9 protein-coding genes are annotated in these 16,625 nt (G+C 34.2%); all 9 read left to right on the forward strand.

Going from position 1 to position 16,625, the window contains the following annotated elements:
• The first annotated feature begins 46 nt into the window (after positions 1-46).
• The 9 genes from QLS71_RS09485 (at position 47) to QLS71_RS09525 (ending at position 16,625) form a co-directional block, all read left to right on the forward strand.
• Positions 47-3,373, forward strand: coding sequence for a SusC/RagA family TonB-linked outer membrane protein (locus QLS71_RS09485; protein WP_308990999.1), 3,327 nt, complete (start codon positions 47-49; stop codon positions 3,371-3,373).
• A gap of 28 nt (positions 3,374-3,401) precedes the next feature.
• Positions 3,402-5,396, forward strand: coding sequence for a RagB/SusD family nutrient uptake outer membrane protein (locus QLS71_RS09490; RefSeq protein WP_308990998.1), 1,995 nt, complete (start codon positions 3,402-3,404; stop codon positions 5,394-5,396).
• A gap of 133 nt (positions 5,397-5,529) precedes the next feature.
• The gene (locus QLS71_RS09495; RefSeq protein ID WP_308990997.1) at positions 5,530-5,961 is read left to right on the forward strand and encodes a hypothetical protein; all 432 of its coding nucleotides are present in this window, start codon (positions 5,530-5,532) and stop codon (positions 5,959-5,961) included.
• A 205-nt stretch (positions 5,962-6,166) separates the two neighbouring features.
• Positions 6,167-7,867 carry a polysaccharide lyase gene (locus QLS71_RS09500; RefSeq protein WP_308990996.1) on the forward strand — a complete coding sequence of 567 codons (1,701 nt, stop codon included), beginning with the start codon at positions 6,167-6,169 and terminating at the stop codon, positions 7,865-7,867.
• 38 nt (positions 7,868-7,905) lie between these two features.
• On the forward strand, positions 7,906-8,574 hold the full coding sequence (locus tag QLS71_RS09505) for a DUF3826 domain-containing protein (protein ID WP_308990995.1): 669 nt from the start codon (positions 7,906-7,908) through the stop codon (positions 8,572-8,574).
• 56 nt (positions 8,575-8,630) lie between these two features.
• A complete protein-coding gene (locus tag QLS71_RS09510) occupies positions 8,631-10,319 on the forward strand; it encodes a thrombospondin type 3 repeat-containing protein (RefSeq protein ID WP_308990994.1) in 1,689 nt (562 codons plus the stop codon).
• Between the two features lie 59 nt (positions 10,320-10,378).
• Positions 10,379-13,516: a DUF6298 domain-containing protein gene (locus QLS71_RS09515; RefSeq protein WP_308990993.1), complete on the forward strand. Its 3,138-nt coding sequence runs from the start codon at positions 10,379-10,381 to the stop codon at positions 13,514-13,516.
• A gap of 95 nt (positions 13,517-13,611) precedes the next feature.
• Positions 13,612-15,033: a glycoside hydrolase family 140 protein gene (locus QLS71_RS09520; RefSeq protein ID WP_308990992.1), complete on the forward strand. Its 1,422-nt coding sequence runs from the start codon at positions 13,612-13,614 to the stop codon at positions 15,031-15,033.
• A 14-nt stretch (positions 15,034-15,047) separates the two neighbouring features.
• On the forward strand, positions 15,048-16,625 hold the full coding sequence (locus QLS71_RS09525) for a glycoside hydrolase family 28 protein (RefSeq protein ID WP_308990991.1): 1,578 nt from the start codon (positions 15,048-15,050) through the stop codon (positions 16,623-16,625).

The raw sequence follows: 16,625 nt of genomic DNA on the forward strand, positions 1-16,625 counted from the left end.
CTGTCATTAAATTAACTAACTAAATAATTAAACTAAACAAACAAGTATGAAAAAAACAATTACTAAAGCATGTGTTTTGTTGCTTTTTAGTCTTGTAAGCCTATCGGGCTTTGCGCAAGAGACAAATAGTAAGAAAGTTGTCACTGGAAAAGTGATAGATGAAACAGGTCTGCCTTTACCTGGTGTGAATATTATTGAAAAAGGAACTAATAATGGATTTGTTACTGACTTTGATGGGAAATATAGTCTTTCTGTAAAGTCTGGAGCTACATTACTATTTTCTTTCGTAGGAATGTTAGACAAAGAGATTGCTGTTAATGGACAAAGTGATATTAATGTCACGTTACAAGAGGATCTGCAGTCATTAGAAGAAGTCGTTGTAGTAGGATATGGTACTCAAAAACGAGAGGCTATTACAGGATCTGTTGCTACAGTAAATATGAGCGAGGTTGAAGATTTACCAGTAGGTAATTTAGGGTCAGCTCTTGTTGGTCGTGTTTTAGGTGTTAGTTTTGAAGGAGGTCAATCGAGACCAGGAGACGCAGCTAGAGTACAAATACGTAATCCTGAAAATTTCGCCAAAGATGGGGGTACAAATGAACCTCTATTTGTTATAGATGGCGTGCTTCAGGTAGATGCGGATACTGGATATAATGATGGCAGCTTATTTAATAGTTTAGATGCGTCTGAGGTAGAGAGTATTTCTTTTCTTAAAGATGCTTCTGCTGCTATCTATGGTGCTAGAGGTGCTCAAGGTGTTGTTTTGGTAACAACTAAAAGAGGTCGAAAAGGACCTGCGAAATTAAGCTATAGTGGTAACTATTCCATTGCAGACGAACCTTATCGCACTGAGGTTATGAGTGCGTATGAGTATGGACAATATTTTAATATTTTGAATGGACCTAACGGAGCTAATATTGCACCTACAGCTGGAAATTATCGTGAATACGTATTTAATCAAAATGAACTCGATTATTTTAAAACATTGAATTATACGCCTTTAGAGGATCAATGGTCATCTGCAGCTACACAAAGACATAATATTAGTGCATCTGGAGGTAGTGATACTGGAACTTATTATGCGGGCATTTCGTATTACACCCAAGAAGGTAACTTAGGAACTCAAGATTTTGATAGATGGACTTTTAGATCTTCGGCTGATATGAAAATAGCCAATGGTTTTAAAGTAGGTATTCAAGTGTCTGGTAATTTTTCATCTCAGAAAAATAGTTTTACTAAGTTGGGTTCTGCTGAAAACGGTGATTACGGAAATCTACTTAATAAGATACCTATTATACCCGATTATATAGATGGAAATCCTGTTCAGCTTCTAGGAGCAAATCAAGAAGGAGCAGATTTTCATTTTCCAGAAGTACAGAGGTTAAATAATTTAGCACTTACAGAAGGTAATAGAATAGGTGTAAACCTTAATGCTGAATACGAAATACCTTTCGTTAAAGGCTTAGTGTTGAAAGCTAGTTATGCTCGTAACGAATCAAAAGATAGGGCGTCTCAATTGGGGAACACATTTACTCTTTATAGATATTTAGGAGCTAATACTGATGATAGATATGTTTTATACCCAAGTGGGTCTGGTCCTTTAGGAACTAATGTGCTAGCACCAGGTAGCAATGGTATAAGAGTTCAAGATGAAAGTAATAGAATATTGATTGATAATACTACTAGGAGTACTGAGCAGATGAATGGTAGTATTTCTTATGATATAACTTTAGGGAAGCATAATATTTCTGCTTTACTTGCCGTAGAACGTGGAGAATCTTACTTTTTTAAAGATAGAGTAAGTAAAGAAGATGCTCAAGGATATTCTAATGGGCAACTTTGGAGTGCAACAGGAGATACAAGTAATACCTACACTTGGGCAGATGAAACAGCTGATTTAGGTTATGTAGGAAGATTAAATTATGCTTATGACGGTAAATATTATGGAGAATTTTTATATAGAAGTTCAGCATCTGCAAAATTTGCACCACAAAATTACTGGGGTGATTTTTATTCACTTTCAGGAGGATGGATTATATCAAAAGAAGCTTTTTGGAAATCTAACGTAGTAGATTATCTTAAATTTAGAGGTTCTGTTGGTCTTTTAGGTAAAGATAATGTTAAGCAATGGCAATGGTTACAAAGATATTCTGCTAGAACAGGTGAAGGTCCTGTTTTTGGATATAATGGTGATGAGACAGATGCTGTTAGAATGGGAACTGCAGCAAATTTTGATGTAAGATGGTCAAAGGAAGTAAAAACAAATTTTGGTTTTGAAGCTAGGCTATTAGATAACAGATTATCAACGTCTGTTGAAACCTATTATAATATAGGAACGGATATTCAGATAGGAAGAACTAAAGAGGTTCCTTTCTCAGTTGGAGGTCAGGTGCCTGCACAAAATTATGCCGCACAAGATGCTTGGGGTACGGAGATTTCTATTGGATGGAGTGACAAAATTGGAAAAGAATTCAGCTACGGTTTTACAATAAATACAAATTGGTATAATAGTAAAATGATTAAGGGTGACTTTCCCGAAGACGAATCAAATATTAGACCATGGGAATCAAGAAAAGGAGATACACGTAATGATTCACACAGATGGGGTTATGATTATCAAGGAATGTTTAAAACACAAGACGAAGCTAATCAATGGGTAGTAGATAATAAGATATCTCAAATGTTTGGGGTTAATACAGGTTATAATGCAACTACGGGTGTTTTTAACCCACTTCAAAATAATTTAAGGCCAGGTATGTTATATTATAAAGACATAAATGGTGCTTGGAATCCTACGACGCAATCGTTCGATGCGCCAAATGGTATTATTAATGATGATGATAGAGTTATACTACAAAAAGCTAGAAAGGGACCTGAAGGTTTTAATTCGGTTATACGTGTAGGATGGAAGAATTTTAGTCTAAACACTGTCTTACAAGTAGGGTGGAATAACTATTATGAAATAGACGGAACGGCTAGAAGCATGGTGCCAAAAAACAAAATACCTGAGAATTACGAAAATAGAAATGCTTTTTGGTCAGATATATACGATCCAAATCTAAATCCATCTGGTAAGTATCCGAACCCTTTCCATAAAGCTGTATACGATAGATCGTCAAGTTTTTGGAAAGTTGGTAATAGCATGAGTTATGTTGTGCGTAATATCAACTTAAGCTATACTGTGCCTAAAAATGTTGTAGAAAGGTTAAATCTAAGTAGTGTGAAACTAAATTTTGTTGGAATAAACCCATTTACAATATATAATCCATATAAAGATGTAGGTTTACCTGCGCCTGAAAATGGATCGTATGGTTCTGGTGGTACATATCCTACTTTAAGAACGTATTCTTTAGGATTAAGTGTAGGATTCTAATTAGGTTAAAACATTAAAAAATAAAAACATGAAAAATAATATAAAATTATATAGTGTGTTTGCAATCATAACCAGTTTGGTGCTAGGAAGTTGCAGTACAGATTTTATTGAAGAAAAAAGAGATTTGAGTTCTGTTACCAATGAAGTGTTTGAATACGAAGAATTGTCTAATCAATACGTAAATCAAATTTATTCATTGATTTTACCAGAGCATAATAAAAACATGATTATGTGGAGTAGAGCTGCTGATGATCATGATGGACCAGATATGTTTGGTAAAGCAACTGATGAAGGTTTTGGTGAAGTAGATATAAATAAAGTATACGCTGCAATTTCTTTCAATGAAGATCATTGCTTAAGATCTATAGGTGTAAAATCAACGACTAGTTATAGTAATAGTACTTGGTCAAGAATTAGGATGATGAATACGTATTTTGATCAAGTTGATAAATTTTCTGGACTTACAGAAAAATTTAAAGACCAGATTAAAGGGCAAATATATTATTGGAGAGCGTGGCAATATTTTGAACTAGTTAAATTATACGGAGGTATTCCATTAGTTTTAACAGCGCAAGACCCTGTTATTATTGAAGGAACAGATTCAGGTTTACAAGTGCCTAGAAGTTCAACTTCAGCTAGTATAGATCAAATTGTTGCGGATTTAGATATGGCACAAACTCTTTTAAATCAAGGAAGGCCTTATGATGCAGAAGGAAAAGATTATGGTAGAATTACAGCTGCAGGTGCAGCGGCTTTGAAAGGACGTGTTTTATTAACCTGGGCAAGTCCTCAATTTAATAGAAATGATGATCAGGCAAGATGGCAACGTGCTTATGATGCTTGTTTAGATGCAAAAAATATTTGTGATGCTGCTGGCAAAGGACTTCATCCAAATTGGAGAACAATGTGGTTTGATGGTAATGATAATGTAGAGGCTATTATTGCTTATAATTTTAATACTAAGCAAAGTGGTTCAGTACAAAAAAATAACGCCACAGAAAGATTTTCTCGTCCTAAAGATTTAGGAGCTTCTGGAGGAAATGCTCCTACAAAACAAATTGTGGATGCTTTTCCTATGAAAGATGGAACACCTTATGATACAGATGGGGATCTTACTGATTTTTATAAAGATAGAGATCCAAGATTTTATCACTCATTTGCATACAATGGTTCTGTTTGGCCTTACAAAGAAAATAGTTCATATACACAATGGACATACCGTTGGAACAGCGCAACAGCAGGCACTTTAAATAAATCTACAGAGAATAACCCGAATGCATCAGGTATCTATTTAAAAAAATTCACAAATCCTAATACGAGTGAATTGGATGGATTTAGATATGTAGAAACAAGTTATTTAGAATTCCGTTATGCTGAAGTATTATTAAATTTAGCTGAGGCTGCCATTGGTATAAATAAATTACCAGAAGGGAAAGGGTATGTTAGACAAATTAGACAAAGAGCAGGTATAGAAGCTGGAACTAAAGATTATGGTTTATCTACCGTATCTTCAAGAGATCAACATTTTGCTATGTGTATAAATGAAAGAAAGGTTGAGTTTGCTTATGAAAATAAACGTTTTGAAGATTTAAGACGTTGGTTATTGTATGATGATACTTATGGTACTGTAACAAGATTAGGTCAAGAAGATATTAATGGTTCTAGAAGACAAGGATACTATACAGTTGCAGTAAATGCAAATGGTACGGAATACATTGGTACTGCAGATCCATTTAAAGAAACAATAGTAAATAACGTCGTGGTTCCCCCAGGTATTATGGATAGATATGCTCAACCGGCAGACTATCCTTCTGGAGTAACAACTTATGAAGAATATGTTGATTATTTATATGACAATCATTTAAAAGTAATTGTAAGAGATGATCTTGAAAAAGACGCAGCTTGGGAGTTCTCATGGTATAAAGAATATTATTTCTTTGGAATATATGAGAATTTATACAATGACAATGCTTATTTAGAGCAAACCCAAGGATGGGGAGGTAATTTCAATCCTCTTAATTAGTATTTGATTATTGACTCAAATAAACAATCATTTAGAATACTTAAAAAAGTATCTTAAGTTCCTAATTCCAGTAATTGAAGATGCTTTAATATAATATATTCAATTATTTAATAATTAACTTAAAATTAAAATTATGAAAAATTTAATTAGTAATATGACATCAAAGGTTTTAACCTTATTGTGTTTTATAGTATTTTTTATTTCTTCTGTAACAAGTGTATTTGCCCAAGGTGAGGTTTATTGGCAGCCACCATCCAGTGGTAATTATGATGATTGGACTATCACTTTTATAGGAACTGATCAGTATGGAGATCCATATGATGCTTATGTATTTAATGTTGATTCAGATGATGCTGATGAAGGAGAACTTTATGGTATTGCAGAGGGAACATATGATGTTCATATAGAAGGACCTACTTATTGGGGGCATTCGTTCGAAATAACATATGATTCGGGTGGGTATAGTTCTAATTGGTACTACTTTCATAATACGGAGTATACCATAGAGAATTTTATAGTTGATGATACGGGAGGATCTTCAATTTGGATAGATCTAGTTCATTAATTATAGTTTATGCTTGATGTTTTGATAAGCCATAAGCTTTAAAAGAGTGTTTTAGTTAACTAAGATTATTAAAAAAATCACCTGTATTTATAAACTAAATACAGGTGAATTTTTTTAATAATTATTGAATCATTCCAAAATGTTTTCAGATTCAAGTTGTTTCTTTAGACCAGAAAAATGTAATTCAAAAAACAAGTTAGTATATATGAAAAAATTTAATTGTATTTTATTTATTTTACTTCTATGTGTATTTAAATCTTATGCTCAATACCCAAAGCTAACTGCTGAAGATAGAGCACAAGAAGAAGCGATAAAAGTTGAAGCTTATAAGCATTCAGACGAGGCTTGGGAAAAAGCAAAAATAATAGTAGAAAAAGAAGCCAAAGAAGGTAAGCCTTATATTCCTTGGGCAGGTAGACCAACTGATTTACCACAAGCCGAAATCCCTGCTTTCCCAGGAGCTGAAGGTGGAGGCATGTATACCTTTGGAGGTCGTGGTGGTAGCGTTTATACAGTTACTAGTTTAGAAGATTTAGGCCCGGGGACTTTGCGTGAAGCTTGCGAAAAAGGAGGTGCCAGGATTATAGTATTTAATGTTTCTGGGATAATAAAACTAAAAACACCTTTGATTATTCGTGCACCATACATCACTATTGCTGGTCAAACAGCACCAGGAGATGGTATTTGTGTTGCAGGAGAAACGGTTTGGATAGATACACACGATGTCATCATTCGTCACATGCGTTTCCGTAGAGGGGAAACTTTTGTAGGTAGGAGAGATGATGCTATTGGAGGAAACCCCGTTGGAAATATCATGATAGATCATGTTTCTGCAACTTGGGGATTGGATGAAAATATGTCTATTTACAGACATATGTTTAGTCCTGGAGCCGATTATAAAGATGAAAAATTACCAACCGTAAATATTACGATTCAAAACAGTTTGTTTGGCGAAGCTTTAGACACTTATAATCATTCATTTGGAAGTACTTTAGGTGGTGAAAATTGTGCTTTTATTAGAAACATGTGGGCAAATAATGCTGGTAGAAATCCATCTATAGGGTGGAATGGTATTTTTAATTTTGTGAATAATGTGGTGTTTAATTGGGTTCATAGATCGGTTGATGGAGGCGATTATACGGCTAAATATAATATCATTAATAATTATTTCAAACCAGGACCTTTAACTGATTTGGAGGACCCGATAAGTTATCGAATATTAAAACCAGAATCAGGTAGAAGTAAATTAGACTATTTAGAGTTTGGAAGCGCTTATGTGAGTGGTAATATTGTAGAAAATAATGAGAGAATTTCTAAAAATAACTGGGATGGTGGTGTTCAAATGGAAAACAAAAAAGGTGTTTTAATGAATTTGGAAGAGGCTAATACCTATTTTCCATCCATGAAAGCAGCTAAACCCATGCCCATGCCTTGGTTTAGAACTATTTTGGATGCAGACAAAGCTTACGATTTTGTGTTAAATAATGTGGGTGCAACATTTCCAACAAGAGATGCTGTAGATGCTAGAATTGTAAGAACTGTTAAAACAGGCAAACCAGAATATGTTAAAGATTTAGATCCAAATTCTTTTTATCAATTTGAACACCGACGTTTATCTGCCGATTCTTATAAAAAAGGAATTATTACAGACATTTCACAAGTAGGAGGTTATCCAGAATATAAAGGGAAGCCCTATATAGACTCCGATAAAGATGGAATTCCAGATGTTTGGGAGAAAAAAAATGGACTGAATCCAAATGATGCGTCAGATGCTATTATAGATTCAGATAATGATGGTTACACGAATATTGAAGAGTATATAAATGGTTCAGATCTAAAACGAAAAACAGATTGGACCGATTTAAAAAATAACAAAGAGACTTTAATCAAACCATTGATAAATTAATTGAATCCCAACGGATTCGAAACCTTAAAAACTAAAGAATGTCAGTTAAAAGATGGAGTATGTACATGATGCTGTTTGTTTCAATAGCCACATGTAAAGTAAATGCACAACAACATTTAGACCCAGAGTACATAAAAGTAACTAATGAGCGTGCATCTAAAATTGTAGAAAAGTTAGAACTATCTAACCCAGAAAAGGAACAGGCTGTAACCACTATAATAGCCCAGCAATATCGGAATTTAAGTAAAATTCATGATGAAAGAGATTCTAAAATAGAAGCAGTAAAAAACAGTGATTTATCTAAAGATCAGCAATCAAAAGAAATAGGTAAATTAAAGTCTAAAGCTGATAAGTTGGTAAGTAAGCTGCATAAATCATATTTAAAGTCATTAAATAAGCAATTATCAGAAGATAAAGTAAGTGGAGTTAAAGACGGTATGACGTATGGTGTTTTGCCGCTTACTTATGCAGGTTATTTAGATATGCTTCCAAACCTTACCGAAAAGCAAAAAAAAATGATTTACGATAATTTAATAGAAGCTAGAGAGCATGCTATAGATGGAGGTTCTTCAAAAGAGAAGCATGCGTGGTTTGGTAAATTTAAAGGAAGAATAAATAATAATTTGTCTGCTGATGGATATGATTTACATAAAGAAAGTAAAGATTGGCACGAACGCGTTAAAAAACGAGAAAAAAACAAACTATAGAATGAACTTTCAATTTCAATAAAATAGTTCTACATAAATTAAAATAATATATTATCATGCACTACACAAATAAAAAGGCTATACTAAAAAGTATCCTTGTAATGGCTTCTTTTTGTTCAATTACTCAATATACTTATGCACAGTATCCTACAATTCCAGATGAACTTCAAGCAAAAACAGATGCCGTTTTAGCAAAAGAAGACCAGAGGTTACAAGACATTTGGGAAAGTAATTATCATATAATTGAAGAAGAAGCATTATTAGGACGCCCCTATACACCATGGGCATCCTATCCTAAAGAACTCATGCAAGCAGACATTCCTGCGTTCCCAGGAGCTCAAGGAGGAGGTGCTTTTACTCAAGGAGGTAGAGGTGGAAAAATATTTGTCGTTACTAGTTTAGAAGATAGTGGTAAAGGAACTTTTAGAGAAGCTGTGGAAGCAGTAGGAGCTAGAACTATTGTGTTTAATATTTCAGGAATTATTCGGTTAAAAAAACCGCTTAACATGCGAGCTCCTTATGTAACCATTGCAGGTCAAACCGCTCCAGGTGATGGGGTTTGTATCGCAGGAGAAACCTTCAGTGTCGATACACATGATGTTATTATTAGACACATGCGTTTTAGAAGAGGGGAAACCGATGTTACCAGAAGAGATGATGCTGTTGGTGGTAATGTAGTAGGAAATTTTATTATGGATCATTGTTCCACAAGTTGGGGTTTGGACGAAAATATGTCTATGTACCGACACATGTATAAAGCTAATGAAAAGTCCGAGCGCCAAAAATTACCATCATCTAATGTTACGATTCAAAATAGTATTTCATCTGAAGCTTTAGATACCTATAATCATTCTTTTGGGAGTACTATTGGAGGTCATAATAGTACCTTTATGAGAAATTTGTGGGCTGATAATACAGGTAGAAATTGTTCAAACGGTATGAGTGGCGATTTTAATTTTGTAAATAATGTGGTGTTTAATTGGTGGCATCGTACTATTGATGGAGGTGACCAAAGTTCTATGTTTAATATTATTAATAATTACTTTAAACCAGGTCCCATTACACCAACAGATAAGCCAATTCGTTACAGAATTTTAAAACCAGAAACAGGTTATTATGTTCCTAAAACCTATGGACGCGCTTATGTTTCAGGTAATTTTATGGTCGGTTCACCAGAGGTTACTGCCAACAACTGGAACGGAGGTGTTCAAGTTGAAGAAAAAGCATTAGCTTATATAAAACAAGCAAAACCATTTAGAATGCCTCAGTTTCCTATTATGAAAGCTGAAGAAGCTTACGAATTTGTTTTAAATAATGTTGGTGCAACATTGCCTAAAAGAGATGCGGTTGATACGCGTATTATCAAACAGGTTAGAACAGGGAAAATAGAATATAAAGAAGGATTGGAGAACACTATTGGTAGCGAGTTTATTAAAAGAAGGTTACCTGCGGATTCATATAAACAAGGTATTATAACCAGTCCAGACCAAGTAGGAGGTTATCCAGATTACAAAGGAAAACCTTATAAAGATTCTGATAATGATGGGATGTCTGATGCTTGGGAAAAGAAATATGGTTTAAACCCTAAAGACGCTTCTGATGCTAATAAAGATTTGAATGGTGATGGCTATACTAATATTGAAAAATATATCAATGGTATCGATCCAACTAAGAAAGTGGATTGGACTAAACCTGATAATAATATCGACACATTAGCGAAATTACAAAACGGAATATTACAATAATATCAACATAATAGTAATAGTTAATATTGCTTGAAAATGTATTTTACCTCCTTGAAAACATGATTTTTAATAAAAAATATAAACTCATTTTATCAAGTATAGCCTTGTTTTTTATAATAAATGTTGGGCATGCACAAAGTAAGCATTCAGACATTGTAAAAAATAAAAAAGGAAGCATTACACATGTAGCCGATAGTTTAGGGAATCAAATCCCCGATTTTTCATATGCAGGGTATATGGCGTCTGAAAAAGCCATCCCTCAGGTTGAAGCTAGAATTTTTGTGCCCCATCAAACGGATGATGCCACTCAAAAAATACAAGCAGCCATTAATTATGTGGGGAGTTTAAAACCTAATGCTTCTGGTTTTAGAGGTGCTGTTCTTTTAGATAAAGGGACTTTTAAAATAAGTGGTAGCTTATATATTAATAAATCGGGTGTTATTTTAAGAGGAAGCGGAAACGCAGATAATGAAACCCTACTTTTAGGAACTGGAATAGACCGAGAAGCATTAATTAGAGTTTTAGGAGTTGATGATAGAAAATATGCAGATACGTTAGGTTTTAGTACTACTTACACGCCACTGGGCACTCGGAAAATTCAATTAAAAAACACATCTAAATTAAAAGTCTCTGATGAAATAATTATTGTTAAGCCTTTAACCGATAATTGGATTAAAGAATTAGAAATGGAAGAGTTTGGAGGTGAAACAGGTTGGATTGGTTGGAAAACTAGAGATTGGGATATAACATGGAATCGTATCGTCACTAATAGCAACGGAAGTGAAGTAACGCTGAATGCGCCATTAACCATGGCTTTGGAAGATGTCTATGGAAAAGCAGAAGTGATTAAATATACATGGGAAGGTAGAATAGAAAATGTTGGCGTTGAAAACCTAACAATGAAATCGACCTATAATGCATCTAACCTTAAAGATGAGCAACACCGTTGGTTTGGTATTACTATGGAAAATGTGAAAAACGCTTGGGTACGTCAAGTCCACTTTAGGCATTTTGCAGGTGGAGCAGTTTCTCTATTAAAATCATCACAACAAATTACAGTTGAAGATTGTATCTCCACAGAACCCATTTCAGAAATTGCTTCTTTCAGACGTCACACATTTTATACTGAAGGCCAACAAACGTTGTTTCAACGTTGTTATTCAGAATATGGTTATCATGATTTTGCAGTAGGTGGTTATGGTACAACAGGTCCAAATGCTTTTGTACAGTGTGAATCGTTTATGCCTTATAGTAATAGTGGTGCGATTGGTAGTTGGGCAACAGGTGTCTTATTTGATATAGCATACATTGATGGAGATGCTCTAAGTTATAATAATAGAGAACAAAATGGTAGGGGCGCAGGTTGGACAGCAGCCAATAGTGTAATTTGGGAATCTTCAGCTTCAAAAATAGAATGTTACAATCCGCCAACAGCTCAAAATTGGGCTTTTGGTGTTTGGGGACAGTTTGCAGGAAATGGTCATTGGAAAGATGTTAACAATCATATAAGTCCGAGAAGTTTGTTTTACGCACAGTTAGAAAATAGATTAGAGCAACTTCCTGTAAATCCATATGTATTTGATTTAGGTACAGAACCATCCACCAGTCCTACACTTGAACAAGCCGCAGAACTTACAACAGAAGCTTTAAATCCAATGAAAGGTTTGACAGAGTGGATTCAAGAAGTTTCAAAGTTGAATAAGATTACTATCAATACATCTAATATTAAATCTATTGATGATTTAAAGTTGAAATCGTTACACGAAAGTGAAAATAGTAAAATAGCCAAAGTGAAAATTGAAAATGGTAGACTTACACTTAAAGGACAAGTGATTACTGGTGAACAAAGAAATGTTATGTGGTGGCGTGGTAGTTTAAAAGATCATGATGTTAAGAATGCATCTGATCATATAACTAGATTCGCTCCTGGTAGAACAGGTAAAGGGTTTACAGATAATTTAAAGGATGTTGTAGAGTCTTTCAAAAAAGAGAATGTTATTGCTTTAGATCACAATTATGGATTATGGTATGATCGGCGAATGGACGACCATGAACGTATTCGTAGAATAGATGCCGACGTTTGGCCTCCGTTTTACGAGCAACCTTTCGCTAGAACTGGCAAAGGCTTGGCTTGGGATCATTTAAGTAAGTACGATTTAACAAAATACAACGATTGGTATTGGTACCGTTTGGGACATTTTGCAGATTTAGCAGAACCTAATGGGCAATTATTAATTAATCAGCAATATTTTCAGCATAATATCATTGAAGCAGGAGCACATTGGTCGAGTTCACCTTGGCGTGCTGCTAATAATATAAATAAAACAGAATTTCCAGAGCCAGTGCCCTATGCAGGTGATAAGCGTATTTTTATGGCAGAACAGTTTTACGATATTTCAAACGAAAGCAGAAGAAAGCTGCACCAAGGGTTTATAAGGAAATCATTAGACAATTTTCAAGAAAACAGTAATGTCATTCAATTAACAAGTGCCGAATATACTGGCCCACTTCATTTTATGGAATTTTGGTTAGATGAAGCTCAGAAATGGAAAAAAGAAACTGGTAAAACGGGTATTATTGGCTTAAGTGCAACCAAAGATGTTCAAGACGCTATTTTGAAGGATGCGAAGCGTAACCAAACAGTCGATTTAATTGATATTCGTTATTGGCATTATAGAGAAGACGGAAGTGTTTATGCACCCGAAGGTGGAAAAAATTTAGCACCACGCCAGCATGCACGTAAAATGAGTGTAGGTAAAGAAACCGAAGAACAGGTTTACAGAGCGGTTAGTGAGTATCGAGAAAAATATCCAAACAAAGTAGTGTTGTATTCAACCAACGGATCTTCAAAATTTGGATGGCCTGTGTTAATGGCAGGTGGTTCGTTAGCTAATATTCCCAATATAAATATATCGGGTTTTTACGAGTCTTTATCAAAAATGAAAATCAATTCTAACACCAATTTTAATAGTAAGTCTTGGACTTTACAAAATGAAGGCGAATCGTATTTGCTTTATTTAAAAGACATAAAAACTGTAGAAGTAGATTTATCAAGTTTCAAAGGGAATTATGAGGTGTTTTGGATTGATCCATCAAATGGGCAGGTGGTTTCTAAAAAAATAATCCAAGGAAAAACAAAACAAACACTTATAGCTCCGTCAGAACATATAAAAGTGGTATATATTAAAAAGAAATAAATCTTATGTCACCCTCAATCGACAAAATAAGCACCTATATATGAGTATACGCTTAAAAAAATAAAAAAATAGTTAATAAATAAAATTCCCAACTAATGACTAAAAAAAGAAAACCCTTTAAATTTTTTATTGCTACTAGTTTAGTGGTGTTAATGATTTCATGTAAAGATTCTAAAAAAGAAAATGTTGAACCACCAGTAATAGAGGGCATGTCTAAACTTCAAGTATCTAGTGACGGACATTATTTTCAAACTGAAGACGGTAAACCCTTTTTCTGGTTAGGTGATACAGGATGGTTAACCTTCAAAAAATTAAATAGAGACGAGATTAAAACATACTTTTTGGATAGAAAAGAAAAAGGCTATAATGTGATTCAAATAATGACCATGCATTCTGAAGAAATGGTGAATGTTTATGGAGATTCGGCTGTGGTGAATAAAGACGTGTCAAAGCCTTTAGTAACAGAGGGTAATAATTTTGAAAACCCAGAGGAATATGATTTTTGGGATCATGTAGATTACGCATTAGATGTTGCCGAAGAAAACGATTTGTATTTAGGTATGGTACCTATTTGGGGTACATCGGTTAAAGGTGGAAAAGTAAATTTAGAGCAGGCAAAGGCGTATGCCACCTTTTTAGGAGATAGATTTAAAGATAGAAAAAATATCGTTTGGTTGAATGGAGGTGATACGCCTGGTGAGCAAAATATGGAGATTTGGAATGCCATAGGAAGCATTCTTAAATCGAAAAATCCAGATTGCTTAGTAACCTTTCACCCGTTCGGACGTACAGATTCTTCAGATAATTACCATAATGAAAATTGGTTAGATTTTAATATGTTTCAATCGGGTCACAGACGTTACGACCAAGAAACGGAAGGTAAAATGTATGCTCAAGATAACTACAAATATGTGAATGTAGATTTCAATTTAAAGCCTACAAAACCAACTATAGATGGCGAACCATCGTACGAAGGTATTCCACAAGGTTTACATGATACTTTACAACCACTTTGGAATGATAATGATTTACGTCGTTATGCCTATTGGTCTGTTTTTGCAGGAGCTGCAGGATTTACTTATGGCAATAATCATGTAATGCAAATGCACGAAAATCATACTAAACCAGAAGGTTATGGAAGTGATAAGTATTGGTTGGATGCATTAAATGATCCAGGAGCAAAACAAATGCAATATGTTAAAAACTTAATATTAGATTACCCTTATTTTAAACGTATTCCAGATGAAAGTTTGGTTGCTAATCAAGGTGAAAAATACGATTATATAGCGGCTACTAGAGGAGAAGATTATGCATCGATTTACACTTACAACGGACGAAACATTTCTGTAAACATGGGTAAAATAAAAGGAACTGAAGTTGAAGCCTCTTGGTACAATCCTAAAAATGGAGAAACAACTAAAATAGGAACTTTTAAAAATGAAGGTGTTCAAGATTTTGATGCTTCGGGGGAACAAGTAGATGGCAACGATTGGGTTTTAATTTTAACTTCTAAGTAAAGTGTATTTTGACTATGAAAAAAGTATTTTTAGTAATATTTGTTAGTGTTTTAACATCATTTATATCGGTGAGTTCAGCAACCAATGGTTGGTTAAATATTTTGGAAGAAGGCGGAAATAACAAAGGCGAGTTGTGTACCGAAGCCATTCAAAAAGCTATTGATAAGGCTGAAAAAAATGGAGGTGGCACTATTTATTTCCCTGCCGGCGATTATTTAACTGGAGCATTGAGGTTAAAAAATAATATAACAATTCATATTGAATCTGGAGCAACTTTAAGGTTTTCAAACAATTTTGATCATTATTTACCCTTTGTGCAATTGCGTTGGGAAGGGACGGTTATGAATAGTTTTTCACCATTGCTTTATGGAAAAGATATTGAAAATATCACTATAACCGGTAGAGGAACTATTGATGGTCAAGGTGAAGCTTGGTGGAAAGAAATTTGGCGTATTGAATCTGCTAAAGAAAAGCTAGAACTTACTAAGTATCAAAAAATGACTCAAGAAGCCAATGTTGGTTTGGAAACAGCTCCTTATTATGAAAGGACTAGAAATTTTCTGTTTCATCGCCCTCCATTATTTCAAGCATTCAATTGTAAAAATGTTAGAATAGAAGGTGTTACCATTCAAAATTCACCTTTTTGGACGATTAATCCAGCGTTTTGCGATAATGTAACCGTTGATGGAGTCACTATTTTCAACCCACATTCACCAAATACAGATGGCATTAATCCTACATCATGTAAAAACGTGCATATTTCAAACTGCCATATAAGTGTAGGAGACGATTGTATCACTATTAAATCTGGACGTGATGCAGACGGTAGAAAATGGGCAACACCAACTGAAAATGTAACTATAACAAATTGTACGATGTTAAGTGGTCATGGAGGTGTTGTAATTGGTAGTGAAATGTCTGGTGGTATAAAAAAAGTAACCATAGCTAATTGCGTGTTCGATGGTACCGATAGAGGTATTCGATTGAAGGCGGCACGTGGTAGAGGCGGTGTAGTTGAAGATATTCGTGTGTCTAATATAGTCATGAATAACATAAAAAAAGAAGCCTTTATGTTTAATCTTTTTTATGATAAAAATACGGTTGAAGAGCCTGTTTCAGAACGCACACCTATTTTTAGAAATATTCACATCAGTAATGTAACAGGTACTAATGTAAATACGGCGTGTCGTGTTATAGGTATTCCAGAAATGCCAATTCATAACCTATCATTCTCTAATATAAACATAGAAGCGAAGGAAGGATTCTCAATAGATACAGCTTCAGATGTAGAGTTACACGATGTAAAAGTAAATACACAAATAGGAGCATCTTTCAGTATTGAAAATTCAAAAAATATCATTTTAGATAATGTTTCAACAACAACACCAATAAAAGATACACCAGTTATTAAACTGAATAATGTCTCGAATATCATGATTGGTAATAATTTTCAAATGACACCCACAGATGTGTTTCTTGAAGTAGATGGTTTAAAATCTAAAACTATTTTCTTAAAAAACAATGTTTTTGAACATGTGAAAACAGTTTTAAAGAAAGGTAAAGATTTAAAGATAGATATTAAACAGAATTAA

This window comes from Mariniflexile litorale (assembly GCF_031128465.2).
Classification (GTDB): Bacteria; Bacteroidota; Bacteroidia; order Flavobacteriales; family Flavobacteriaceae; genus Mariniflexile; species Mariniflexile litorale.

Bases quoted from the DNA above. Each gene is read 5' to 3' on its own strand.
- QLS71_RS09485 (WP_308990999.1), top strand. From the start codon at position 47: ATGAAAAAAACAATTACTAAAGCATGTGTTTTGTTGCTTTTTAGTCTT.
- QLS71_RS09490 (WP_308990998.1), top strand. From the start codon at position 3,402: ATGAAAAATAATATAAAATTATATAGTGTGTTTGCAATCATAACCAGT.
- QLS71_RS09495 (WP_308990997.1), top strand. From the start codon at position 5,530: ATGAAAAATTTAATTAGTAATATGACATCAAAGGTTTTAACCTTATTG.
- QLS71_RS09500 (WP_308990996.1), top strand. From the start codon at position 6,167: ATGAAAAAATTTAATTGTATTTTATTTATTTTACTTCTATGTGTATTT.
- QLS71_RS09505 (WP_308990995.1), top strand. From the start codon at position 7,906: ATGTCAGTTAAAAGATGGAGTATGTACATGATGCTGTTTGTTTCAATA.
- QLS71_RS09510 (WP_308990994.1), top strand. From the start codon at position 8,631: ATGCACTACACAAATAAAAAGGCTATACTAAAAAGTATCCTTGTAATG.
- QLS71_RS09515 (WP_308990993.1), top strand. From the start codon at position 10,379: ATGATTTTTAATAAAAAATATAAACTCATTTTATCAAGTATAGCCTTG.
- QLS71_RS09520 (WP_308990992.1), top strand. From the start codon at position 13,612: ATGACTAAAAAAAGAAAACCCTTTAAATTTTTTATTGCTACTAGTTTA.
- QLS71_RS09525 (WP_308990991.1), top strand. From the start codon at position 15,048: ATGAAAAAAGTATTTTTAGTAATATTTGTTAGTGTTTTAACATCATTT.